The organism is Streptomyces griseoloalbus (genome assembly GCA_014650015.1).
GTDB lineage: Bacteria > Actinomycetota > Actinomycetes > Streptomycetales > Streptomycetaceae > Streptomyces > Streptomyces griseoloalbus.
The window spans coordinates 94,757-106,531 of the sequence record BMUD01000027.1; the positions used below are offsets into that span (position 1 = coordinate 94,757).

The 11,775-nt window shown below is 71.8% G+C and carries 11 protein-coding genes; 10 read left to right on the plus strand and 1 reads right to left on the minus strand.

Annotation, left to right across the window (positions count from 1 at the left end):
* The first annotated feature begins 483 nt into the window (after positions 1-483).
* The 4 genes from IE178_RS30530 (at position 484) to IE178_RS30545 (ending at position 4,673) form a co-directional block, all read left to right on the plus strand.
* Positions 484-1,536, plus strand: coding sequence for a LacI family DNA-binding transcriptional regulator (locus IE178_RS30530; protein WP_184761031.1), 1,053 nt, complete (start codon positions 484-486; stop codon positions 1,534-1,536).
* 93 nt (positions 1,537-1,629) lie between these two features.
* Positions 1,630-2,769 (plus strand): LCP family protein, encoded by a 1,140-nt coding sequence (locus IE178_RS30535; protein WP_438874423.1) that lies wholly within the window; start codon positions 1,630-1,632, stop codon positions 2,767-2,769.
* Between the two features lie 135 nt (positions 2,770-2,904).
* Positions 2,905-3,261, plus strand: coding sequence for a YciI family protein (locus IE178_RS30540; RefSeq protein WP_184761032.1), 357 nt, complete (start codon positions 2,905-2,907; stop codon positions 3,259-3,261).
* 65 nt (positions 3,262-3,326) lie between these two features.
* Complete coding sequence (locus tag IE178_RS30545) at positions 3,327-4,673, plus strand: RNA polymerase sigma factor (protein WP_438874422.1); 1,347 nt, start codon at positions 3,327-3,329, stop codon at positions 4,671-4,673.
* Here the strand turns inward: IE178_RS30545 and IE178_RS30550 are convergent, their stop codons facing one another.
* Entirely contained in the window at positions 4,674-5,858 is a 1,185-nt protein-coding gene (locus IE178_RS30550) for a class I SAM-dependent methyltransferase (RefSeq protein ID WP_193514497.1), read from the minus strand.
* Positions 5,859-5,948: 90 nt separating this feature from the next.
* Between IE178_RS30550 and IE178_RS30555 the strand changes: the two genes are divergently transcribed.
* From IE178_RS30555 to IE178_RS30580, 6 genes are all read left to right on the plus strand, one after another.
* Complete coding sequence (locus tag IE178_RS30555; protein WP_184761034.1) at positions 5,949-6,881, plus strand: polysaccharide deacetylase family protein; 933 nt, start codon at positions 5,949-5,951, stop codon at positions 6,879-6,881.
* 501 nt (positions 6,882-7,382) lie between these two features.
* Positions 7,383-7,691 carry a co-chaperone GroES gene (groES, locus tag IE178_RS30560; RefSeq protein WP_073932713.1) on the plus strand — a complete coding sequence of 103 codons (309 nt, stop codon included), beginning with the start codon at positions 7,383-7,385 and terminating at the stop codon, positions 7,689-7,691.
* 150 nt (positions 7,692-7,841) lie between these two features.
* Positions 7,842-9,467, plus strand: coding sequence for a chaperonin GroEL (groL, locus tag IE178_RS30565; protein WP_184761035.1), 1,626 nt, complete (start codon positions 7,842-7,844; stop codon positions 9,465-9,467).
* A 200-nt stretch (positions 9,468-9,667) separates the two neighbouring features.
* Positions 9,668-10,717: a hypothetical protein gene (locus IE178_RS30570; protein ID WP_193514498.1), complete on the plus strand. Its 1,050-nt coding sequence runs from the start codon at positions 9,668-9,670 to the stop codon at positions 10,715-10,717.
* A gap of 292 nt (positions 10,718-11,009) precedes the next feature.
* The gene (locus IE178_RS30575; RefSeq protein WP_184761037.1) at positions 11,010-11,288 is read left to right on the plus strand and encodes a type II toxin-antitoxin system Phd/YefM family antitoxin; all 279 of its coding nucleotides are present in this window, start codon (positions 11,010-11,012) and stop codon (positions 11,286-11,288) included.
* Positions 11,285-11,542, plus strand: coding sequence for a Txe/YoeB family addiction module toxin (locus IE178_RS30580; RefSeq protein ID WP_184761038.1), 258 nt, complete (start codon positions 11,285-11,287; stop codon positions 11,540-11,542). Before IE178_RS30575 ends, IE178_RS30580 begins: the two co-directional genes overlap by 4 nt.
* Positions 11,543-11,775: the final 233 nt, after the last annotated feature.

The following is an 11,775-nucleotide window of genomic DNA, read 5'->3' on the forward strand; positions in this document are numbered from 1 at the left end:
CCGGACGGTGTGCCGGACATCCGCGCTGGATGCCGCCAACCGACGCTCCCGGGTCTCCCGGGTGGACCAACCCGCCGGCCTGAACGGTCGGTGAACGCCAAAGATCCGCGTGCCGGCGGAAGGCCGCCTTCGGCGCCGCTCCGGGCGTCGGTTCCACCCGCCGGCAGTCGATCCGCGGTGTCCCGGTCGGAGGTGGCGCGATCCGCCGCGAAGGACGGGGGCTGTACCGGAAGAGGGAGCGACCGGATCACCACGCGTTCTGCGGAGCCTCGGTGAGAAGGGCGGCGTGGACTTCTTCAGCGACCAGGTGGAGAGGCAGGCGACCGCGCGGTCCGTTCGTCTGGCGGGGCCCTGTCCTGCCCGCTGCATGCCGAGCTTGTAGGACCCACCGTCGAATCTTTCGGCTTGCGCATCGAATGTTGTGATGGTGTCGGGCGGGCGCGGGGGTCCCCTCGGCGGGGGTACGGAGATACGATCGCCGGCATGACTCCCGCCGAGACCGCAAAGACTCCGACGGCAGGGCGGACCGCGCAGACCGCCACCCTCGCCGAGATCGCCCGCGAGGCCGGCGTCTCCGCACCGACTGTTTCGAAGGTGCTGAACGGTCGTGCCGACGTCGCGCCCGCCACCCGCAGCCGGGTGGAGGAGCTGCTGCGCTCCCACGGCTACCGGCGCCGGCGTGCCGAGGCCACCCGCTCCCCCCTGATCGACCTGGTCTTCCACGAGTTGGAGAGCGCCTGGGCGATGGAGGTCATCCGGGGCGTGGAGAACGTGGCCCGGGACGCGGGCCTGAGCGTCGTCCTCTCCGAGAGCGCGGGCCGGCTCACGCCCGGACGCACCTGGGCCGACCAGGTCGCCGCCCGCCGCCCGCACGGCGTGATCCTCGTCCTGTCCGGCCTCGACGAGTCCGGGCGGGCCCTGCTGACCAGCCGTTCCATCCCGTTCGTGGTGATGGACCCGGCCGGTGACCCGGGCACCGACGTGCCCTCCATCGGCGCGACCAACTGGCAGGGCGGACTTGCCGCGACCCGGCACCTGGTCGAGCTGGGGCACACCAGGATCGGCGCGATCAGCGGTCCCACGCAGATGATGTGCAGTCGCGCCCGCGTCGACGGCTACCGGGCCGCCCTGGAGACCGCCGGGCTGCCGGTCGACCCCGGGCTGATCATGACCGGCGACTTCCACCACGAGGCCGGCTACCGGCAGGGCCTCGCCCTGCTGCGCCGCGAGGACCGGCCCACCGCGGTCTTCGCCGGCAACGACCTGCAGGCCCTCGGGCTGTACGAGGCCGCGCGCGAACTCGGGCTGCGGATCCCGGAGGACCTGAGCGTGGTCGGGTTCGACGATCTGCCGGTGGCCCGCTGGGTGGGGCCGCCGCTGACGACCGTACGGCAGCCGCTGACGGAGATGGCGGAGGCGGCGGCCAAGCTGGTCCTCGACCTCGGCAAGGACGAGGACTCGCAGGCGGCGACCCGGGTGGAGCTGGCGACGAGTCTGGTGGTGCGCAGCAGTACGGCGGCGCCCGCCGGGGGGTGAGCCACTCCGAAAGTTTCGGACCGGCGGAAATCTGAGAATTCCCCAAGAAAGCTGCCCGGGAGTCGTTGCTCGTCATAATTCGGACTTACGTTCCTGCCTGTGACGGGACACAAGGGGAGCGGCGGGACCGGGGACGGCGGGGACGAGGCGGGGGACGCGGGCACAGACGCGGACATACCGACGGACATACCGACGAACACGCCGACGGACACACGCAGGGGCCGGCGGGCGCGGGTACTGAAGATCACCGGAATCTCGCTGGCGGGCCTGCTGGTGCTGGGCGCCGGAGCGGCCGGCTGGGCGTACTGGCAGCTCAACGACAACATCACCGGCGTCGACATCAACAGCGCCCTGGGCGACGACCGTCCCGCCAGAGCCGTGGCCGCTCCGTCCCCGGACGCGTCCGCCATCGCCCCGCCCCCGCCGACCGAGTCCCTGAACATCCTGGTGCTCGGCTCGGACTCGCGCAGCGGCGAGGAGAATCAGGCGCTCGGCGGCGGCGACAGCGGCGGCGCCCGCTCCGACACCGCCATGGTCGTCCACCTCGACGCCGGCCGGACCGCCGCGACGGTGGTCAGCATCCCGCGCGACACCCTCGTCGACCGGCCCTCCTGCCCGCTGCCCGACGGGGGTTCGACGCGGCCGGTGTCCGGGGCGATGTTCAACAGCGCGTACGAGGTGGGCGGGCCGGTGTGCGCGGTGAAGACCGTCGAGTCGCTCACGGACGTCCGGATGGACCACTACGTCGAGATCGACTTCGCCGGCTTCGCCCGCCTGGTCGACGCGCTCGGCGGGGTCACCGTCACCACGGACGAGGACATCGACGACGACCGGAGCCACCTCACCCTGGAGGCGGGGACCCACCACCTCGACGGCACGGACGCCCTCGCACTGGCCCGCACCCGGTACGCCATCGGCGACGGCGGCGATCTCGGCCGCATAGGGCTCCAGCACCGGCTGGTGAAGGCGCTGCTGGAGCGGATCGCGGACCAGGACCTGCTGACCAGCCCCACCGAGCTGTACGAGGTCGCCGACGCCGTCACCGACAGCCTGACGACCGACACCGGCCTGGACTCGCTCGGCGAGCTGATGAGCCTCGGCCAGAGCCTGGAGGGGCTGTCGTCCGACGGCGTCACGACGCTGACCATGCCGGTGCTGCCCGCGCCCTGGGACCGCAACCGCGTCGTGGCGGACGAGCCGGACGCGGGGGAGTTGTGGGCTTCCCTGAGGTGAGCGCCGTGAGCGGGAGCGCGCGGCGGAGGAGATGACGCGAAAAAATTGGGCGCGGGTGTCGATCCCGGTGTCTCCCGTTCGACGCAGGGGTGAGAGGCCGGGAAGGACCCGGTCCGCACGACCCGAGGAGTCACCGTGCCGCGCTTTCTCTCCATGATCCGGATCGACGAGAACAACGCCCCCGCCGAGGGGCCGAGCCCCGAGCTGATGCAGCGCATGGGCGAGCTGCTCGAGGAGATGACGAAGGCCGGGGTCCTGCTGGACACCGCCGGCCTGGCGCCCACCTCCCAGGGCACCCGGGTGCACTACGAGGGCGGCCACCTGTCCGTGACCGACGGCCCGTTCACCGAGTCGAAGGAGGTCATCGGCGGCTACGCGATGCTGCAGGCCAAGGACCAGGCCGAGGCGATCGAGTGGACCAAGCGGTTCCTGAAGGTGCACGAGCCGCACTGGACGGTGACCTGCGAGGTCCGGGAGGTCCAGGAGGCCTGACCGGGCGGTCGCTCCGTCGAGATCCTCCTTGGCTCAGCCGCCGTACGGGTGTCTGATGGTGGGCTGTGACACCGCAGCCCACCGCCGGCCCCCGCGGCCCGGCCCAGACCGCCGAGACCACGCAGACCGCACAGACCGCCGAGACCGCAGACACCGCGCAGGCCGTCCAGACCGCGCGGACCGTCGAGACCGTCTTCCGCATGGAGTCCCCGCGGGTGATCGCCGGCGTGACCCGTATCGTCCGGGACGTCGGTATCGCCGAGGAACTCGCGCAGGACGCGCTGGTCGCCGCGCTGGAGCAGTGGCCCAGGGACGGGGTGCCCGACAATCCGGGCGCCTGGCTCATGGCCACCGCCCGCAACCGTGCCGTCGACCTGATCCGCCGCCGTGAGAACCACGCCCGCAAGCTGGCCGAGATCGGCCGGGACCAGCCCGCCGCGACGGCCCCGCCGGAGGAGCCCGCGGACCCGGACGACATCGACGACGACCTGCTCCGCCTCGTCTTCACCGCCTGCCACCCGGTCCTGTCCGCCGAGGCCCGGACCGCCCTCACCCTGCGGCTGCTCGGCGGCCTGACCACGACCGAGATCGCCCGCGCCTTCCTCGTCCCGGAACCGACGGTGGCCCAGCGCATCGTGCGCGCGAAGCGCACCCTGGCGGCGAAGAACGTCGCCTTCGAGGTGCCCTACGGACCCGACCGCGAGGCCCGTCTCGGCTCGGTCCTGGACGTCATCTACCTGATCTTCAACGAGGGGTATGCCGCGACGGCCGGTGACGACTGGCTGCGCCCGGGCCTGTGCGAGGACGCGCTGCGGCTGGCCCGCGTGCTGTCCGGGCTGCTGCCGAAGGAGCCCGAAGTGCACGGCCTGACCGCGCTGCTGGAGTTCCAGGCCTCCCGCGCCGCCGCCCGCACCGGTCCGAACGGCGAACCGGTCCTCCTCAAGGACCAGAACCGCGCCCGCTGGAACCGCATGCTCATCGCGCGCGGCGTCACCGCCCTCACCCGCGCCGACGCCGGCGCCGTCGGCGCCCCGGGCCCGTACGCCCTCCAGGCGGCCATCGCCGCCTGCCACGCGCACGTGTACCGCTACGAGGAGACCGACTGGCACCGCATCGCCACCCTGTACGCCCTCCTCGCCGCCCGCGCCCCCTCCCCGGTCGTCGAACTCAACCGCGCGGTCGCCGTCTCCATGGCCGAGGGGCCCGCCGCCGCGCTGCCCCTCGTCGACGCCCTGACGGACGTACCGGCGCTGCGGGACTACCACCTGCTGCCGAGCGTCCGCGGCGACCTGCTGGCCCGCCTCGGCCGTACGGGGGAGGCGCGGGCGGAGTTCGCGCGGGCGGCGTCGCTGACGCGCAACGAACGCGAACGGGAGCTGCTGCTGCGCCGGGCGGCGGAGGCCGGCGGGTGATCACCGCGCCGGGTGGCCGAGCAGCATGGTCGGGGCGCCCTCGACGCGGGTCAGGAACACCGTGACCGACGCGGAGCCGTGCGGCTTGGGCAGGACCTTGCGGCGCAGTTCCTCCGGTTCGACCGCCGAGCCGCGCTTCTTGACGGTCAGCGTGCCGATCCCCCGCTCGCGCAGCAGCGCCTTCAGCTTCTTGACGTTGAAGGGGAGCCGGTCGGTGAGCTCGTAGGCGGTGGCGTACGGCGTCGGGCGGTGCTCGTCCGCGGTGACGTAGGCGATCGTCGCGTCGATGAGCCCGCCGTCGAGCTGTTCGGCGACCTCCGCGACGAGGTGCGCCCGGATGACGGCACCGTCGGGCTCGTACAGGTACCGGCCGGGCGGGCGGACCGCGGGGTCGGGCAGGCCGCGGGAGACCAGGGTGCGCGGGCCGGGGAGGAGGGTCGCCCGGACCGCCGCCGAACCGGTCCCCTCACCTGTGCCGAACCACAGCACGGCCTCCTTCACGTCCCCGCCGTCCGAGATCCACTCGGCCTGCGCGTCACCGGGGACCGCCTCGTGCGGGATGCCCGGCGCGACCTTCAGCGCGGCGGCACGGGAGGCGGTGCGGGCCGCCTCGACCGCCCAGGACAGCGGGGGTGAGTACGCCTCGGGGTCGAAGATGCGGCCCCGGCCGCCGCGCCGGGCCGGGTCGACGAAGACGGCGTCGTAAGCGGCCGTGTCCACCTCCGTCACGTCCGCCTCCCGCACCTCGATGAGGTCCGCGAGCCCGAGCGCCTCGGCGTTGGCCCGGGCCGCCGCGGCGGTGAGCGGGTCGCGGTCCACCGCCAGTACCCGGACACCGGCGCGGGCCAGGGCGATGGCGTCCCCGCCGATCCCGCAGCACAGGTCGGCCACGGAGGTCACGCCCAGCTCCCGGAACCGCCGTGCCCGGTAGGCCGCCACGCTCGCCCGGGTCGACTGCTCCACCCCGTTGGCCGTGAAGAACATCCGCCGGGCGTCCTGCGCCCCGAACTTCGCCACCGCCCGCTGCCGCAGCCGGGCCTGACCCAGCGCCGCCGACACCAGAGCGGCGGGGTGCTCGCGGCGCAGCCGGGTCGCGACGGCGAGTTCGTGCGCCGGGTCGGTGTCGCGCACCTCGTCGAGGAGGGCGCGGCCTTCGGGGGTGAGGAGGGGGGCGAGGTCGGTCACCGGCTCATTGTGGGCCAGTCGGTGGACCGTACGCCTCCGGCCGCGGTGTCGGACCGGGTTCCCGGCGGCGGACTGCGAGGATCCGGCCCCATGAGAGCAGTAGGACAAAATGACAAATTGTGGGGCAGGTGGCAGTCGCCGGGCGGCGTGCGGATCGGCCTGGCGGTACTCGCTCTCGCCGCCCTCGCCCCGGGCTGCGGGCAGGGCGGCACCGAGGTGGAACCGGCGGGCGGCCAGCAGCCCCTCGAGGCGCCCCCGGCCCGCGCACTCGACGCCTACGCCACCACACTGCGCGCCGCGCACGCCGCGAGGGTCGCCGCCGCCCGACGCTGGGGCCTGGAACGGGTGCCCCTGACCGCCCCGCCGCCCCCGGCGAAGAAGCCGAGGATCACCACCCGCGACGGCTTCGAGGTCGACGGCCACCGGCGACTGGGCCTCCCCCCGGTCTTCACCACCGTCCCCACCAAGGAGAAGGTCGTCTTCCTCACCATCGACGACGGCGCCGAGAAGGACCCGGCGTTCCTGCGGATGATGAGCGAGCTGAGGATCCCGTACACCGCCTTCCTCAGTGACTACCTCGTCAAGCAGGACTACGGCTACTTCGAGAAGATGCGGGACGGGGGCGTCGGCCTGCACAACCACACCCTCCACCACCCCTACCTGCCCGCCCTGTCCCACGCCCGCCAGAAGCGCGAGATCTGCGGCATGCAGGAGGTGATCGAGAAGCGCTACGGCAAGCGCCCCGTCCTCTTCCGCCCGCCCTACGGCAACTACAACAAGGCCACCCTGCGCGCTGCCAAGGCCTGCGGCATCAGGTACGCCCCGCTCTGGAACGCGGAGGTCTTCGCCGACCGCTGGGAGTACCGCGAGTGGGACCGCGCACTGCATCCCGGCGACATCGTCCTCACCCACTTCCGTGGGCGCGAGGAATGGAAGGGCACGATGCGGGACATGGTCCGCCGCTTCCTGAACAAGGTCACGGCCGAGGGCTACGCGGTGGGGCGGCTGGAGGACTACCTGTGAGGCGCCGGGCGGCCCCGCGAGCCGCTCTCCTCACGGCTGCCGCCCTACTGACGGCGCTGGGGCCTGTCCGACCGGTCGCTGACGAGCACCGCGCACCTTCCGGCCCGTCCGGCGGTCACTGACGAACACCCGTCACCTTCCGTCACGTCCGGCGGTCACTGACGAGCACCGCGCACCTTCAGCCCGTCCGGCGTTTGAGGACGAGGCCCGTTCAGGGCCGAAGCGGGGGCCCGGGGGCGGCAGCCCCCGAAGACGGTCACAGCGACACCACCAGCCGCACAACCACGTGCGAAAAACCGCCCCCACCCCGCGACGCGCCGCAGGCAATTGGCACTCCGCTTGACCGAGTGCTAATCCCGGTCATAGTCTCAGGTCTGGCACTCCCCCCTGGAGAGTGCCAACACACGCGACGGGCAGGTCCGGCACCCGCGACGACGGATCCACCTGGTCGCCACCTCAGACAGTTAACCCCGTGAGATCTCCGAAGGGGGAGGTCGGATCGTGACGACCGCCAGCTCCAAGGTTGCCATCAAGCCGCTCGAGGACCGCATTGTGGTCCAGCCGCTCGACGCCGAGCAGACCACGGCTTCGGGCCTGGTCATTCCGGACACCGCCAAGGAGAAGCCCCAGGAGGGCGTCGTCCTGGCCATCGGTCCGGGCCGTATCGAGGACGGCAAGCGCGTCGAACTCGACGTGAAGGTCGGCGACGTCGTTCTGTACAGCAAGTACGGCGGCACCGAAGTGAAGTACAACGGCGAGGAGTACCTCGTCCTCTCGGCCCGCGACGTGCTCGCGATCGTCGAGAAGTAAGTCACTTCGAATCACTCGAAGCGCTTGAAGCACTCGAAGCATTCGATGTGCTTTTGCTCAAACTGCGCCCCTGGCCCCAGCATCCGATAAGAAGCCGGGCGCCCGGGGCGCAGTGATTTCACCCAGATTTCCGAGAGGGCTCCCGCTGCCATGGCGAAGATCCTGAAGTTCGACGAGGACGCCCGTCGCGCCCTCGAGCGCGGCGTCAACAAGCTCGCCGACACGGTGAAGGTGACGATCGGCCCCAAGGGCCGCAACGTCGTCATCGACAAGAAGTTCGGCGCCCCCACCATCACCAACGACGGTGTCACGATCGCCCGCGAGGTCGAGATCGAGGACCCGTACGAGAACCTCGGTGCCCAGCTGGTGAAGGAGGTGGCGACCAAGACCAACGACATCGCTGGTGACGGCACCACCACCGCCACCGTCCTGGCCCAGGCGCTGGTCCGCGAGGGCCTGAAGAACGTCGCCGCCGGTGCTTCCCCGGCTGCCCTGAAGAAGGGCATCGACGCCGCCGTCGCCGCGGTCTCCGAGGACCTGCTCGCCTCGGCCCGCCCGATCGACGAGAAGTCCGACATCGCCGCCGTCGCCGCGCTGTCCGCCCAGGACCAGCAGGTCGGCGAGCTCATCGCCGAGGCGATGGACAAGGTCGGCAAGGACGGTGTCATCACCGTCGAGGAGTCCAACACCTTCGGTCTGGAGCTGGACTTCACCGAGGGCATGGCCTTCGACAAGGGCTACCTGTCGCCGTACTTCGTGACGGACCAGGAGCGCATGGAGGCCGTCCTGGACGACCCCTACATCCTGATCACCCAGGGCAAGATCGGCGCCATCGCCGACCTGCTGCCGCTGCTGGAGAAGGTCATCCAGGCCAACTCCTCGAAGCCGCTGCTGATCATCGCCGAGGACGTCGAGGGCGAGGCCCTGTCGACCCTCGTCGTGAACAAGATCCGCGGCACCTTCAACGCGGTCGCCGTCAAGGCCCCCGGCTTCGGTGACCGCCGCAAGGCGATGCTGCAGGACATGGCCGTCCTCACCGGCGCCACGGTCGTCTCCGAGGAGGTCGGCCTCAAGCTCGACCAGGTCGGCCTGGACGTGCTCGGCTCCGCCCGCCGCGTCACCGTCACCAAGGACGACACCACGATCGTCGACGGCGGCGGCAACAAGGAAGACGTCACCGGTCGCGTCGGCCAGATCAAGGCCGAGATCGAGACCACCGACTCCGACTGGGACCGCGAGAAGCTCCAGGAGCGCCTCGCGAAGCTGGCCGGCGGCGTGTGCGTCATCAAGGTCGGCGCCGCCACCGAGGTGGAGCTGAAGGAGAAGAAGCACCGTCTGGAGGACGCCATCTCCGCGACCCGCGCCGCGGTCGAGGAGGGCATCGTCTCCGGTGGTGGCTCCGCGCTGGTCCACGCCGTCAAGGTCCTCGAGGACAACCTCGGCAAGACCGGCGACGAGGCCACCGGTGTCGCCGTCGTCCGCAAGGCCGCGGTCGAGCCGCTGCGCTGGATCGCCGAGAACGCCGGCCTCGAGGGTTACGTCATCACCTCCAAGGTCGCCGAGCTCGACAAGGGCCAGGGCTTCAACGCCGCCACCGGCGAGTACGGCGACCTGGTCAAGGCCGGCGTCATCGACCCGGTCAAGGTGACCCGCTCCGCCCTGGAGAACGCCGCCTCCATCGCCTCCCTCCTCCTGACGACCGAGACCCTGGTCGTCGAGAAGAAGGAAGAGGAAGAGCCGGCCGCCGCGGGCCACGGCCACGGCCACGCCCACTGACGACGTAACGTCGACAGCGCCTGAGTAAGGCCCGGCACCCCGAGCGCGCGAGCGGGGTGCCGGGCCTTCGCCGTTCCCCCGGCACCCCGCGACGGACCCTTCCGCGAAGGACGTCGGCCGATCACGGAACCACCGGAACGGACAGCGGCGACCTATCCACCGGACGAGCCGGAGCAAGCCGAAGCTGGAGGGGGACGGCGATGAGCCAGGTGCTCTACGGGGAACAGTCCCGCAATCCGTTGGCGCGGACCGTGGAACTCACCGAGGACCGGCTGCGCAGAGGCGTCAGGACGACACCGCTGGAGGAGCTGAACCTCGGCGCCATGGCCGAAGCGTTCCTGCGGGGGTGCTGGCTCGGTGGCCGTGGCACCGAACGCCCCCTGGAGTCGCTGACGCAGGGCCCCGGTGTCGTCCCGGTCACCCGCGTGACCGGCACCACCACGCCCCTGAAGGTGCGTAGGACCGCCGACTTCGCCCGCGCGCTGGGCGATCTGGCGGTGCGCGGGTGCGGCGGGCCGCACCAGGTGGCCGCTCTCGCCGCACGGGCGCAGGCGGAGGGCGTACCGCTGTGGATCGCGCGGCGGTACGCGCCGGGCCCCGCCGGACCGGTGGCCGTCGCCGTGGACCGGCGCCTGGTACGCGTGGACGTCTGGGGCCCGCACGCTCCCGCCGTACGGCTCAGGGCACCGTACGGCTTCCGCGGCGACTCCACCGACCCGGGCAGCGGCCTGCTCATGACCGTCGGTGACGTCACCGCGCGGCTCGACCTGCGCAAGAGGCTCCGCAAGTCCAAGAGCAGCGTGGAGATAGGCCTGCCCGACCGGCACTGGACGCTGCGGCGCGAGAACGCGGTGAGCTCGTGGCTGCTGCGCGACGACCGGCGCATCGCGTTGCTCACCCGCCCGTCACGAGGGTCGGCCCCCATACCGGGCACCGTGCTGCTGCCGCTGGCCGCCGTGCACCACGAGAGCCCCGACCCCCTGGACGCGGTCATGGCCCACGCGGTCGCCGTGTCCTTCGGTCTCGGGGACACGACGGGCCTGGCCAGGTTCCGATCCGCGCGCCGCCAGGAGTTGGAGACCGAGACCTGGGAGCGCCCCTGGTACAGCAACCTCGGCACCGGCCGCGACGACAACGAGTCCGGCGGCGGTGACGGCTGGGGCAGCGACGGCGGCGACGCGGGCGACGGCGGCGGAGGAGGCGGCGGTGACGGGGGCGGTGACGGGGGCGGCGGAGGCGGCGGCGATTAGCCGGGCGGGCACCGGAGGCGACCGGGCGGGCGGCGTACGCACGCCGTCCGCGCCGGTCCCGTCAGCCGTCCTGCCACAGCAGGAACCGGACCGGTTCCGCCAGTGCCGCCCGTGCTCCTTCGAAGTCCCCCAGCCGCGCGGCACGGTGACACCCGGGCCGGTCACCACTCCTCCTTGTCCCGCCAGCCGGGACGGAAATCCCGGCCGGGGAAGCACGAGGCCATGCGACTCGTACCGGATCCTTGTACCATACCGATGGGTACGGCCTGTACCAGTTCACGGAGGAGGGATTGTGTCCATCACCGCCAGCGAGGCCCGGGCCAGGCTTTTCCCGCTGATCCAGCAGGTCAACGACGATCATGAGCCGGTGGAGATCACCTCCAGAGGCGGCAACGCCATACTGATGTCGGCCGACGACTTCCGTTCCTGGCAGGAGACCGTCTACCTGCTGCGTTCGCCGGCCAATGCCGCCCACCTCATGGCGGCCGTCGCCGCGGACAAGGCCGCCGACACCCCGGTGATCACCAGGAGCATGGCGGAGCTGGAGGCCATGGCGGAGGACGGCGAGTGAGGGACGTCCGGTTCCGTCCCACCGGGTGGGAGGACCTGCTGTACTGGCAGGCCGCCGAAAAGAAGCTGTTCCGCAAGCTCATCCGCCTGATCGGGGAGATTCAGCGTGACCCCTTCACCGGCATCGGCAAACCGGAGCCGCTGAAGGGCGACCTGTCGGGCTACTGGTCACGCCGGATCGACGACGAGCACCGCCTCGTCTACCGGGCCACCGAGAAGGAAGTCGTGATCATCAAGGCCCGGTACCACTACTGACGGACCAGGTCCTTCCGCGGCTCACCCGCGGACCGGTACGGCGGGTGCCACGGCCCACACCGTCTTGCCGGGGGCGCCGGGGCGTGGGGCCGTTCCCCACTCCTCGGCCAGGGCGGCGACGAGGAGGAGCCCCCGGCCGCCGTCCCCGTTATGTTTTCCGCGGTCCTGCAACGGGGCCGCTGGCCTCCGGGCCCGGCATGACTGTGTCCCCCTGTCGAAGGCATGACCTGGGG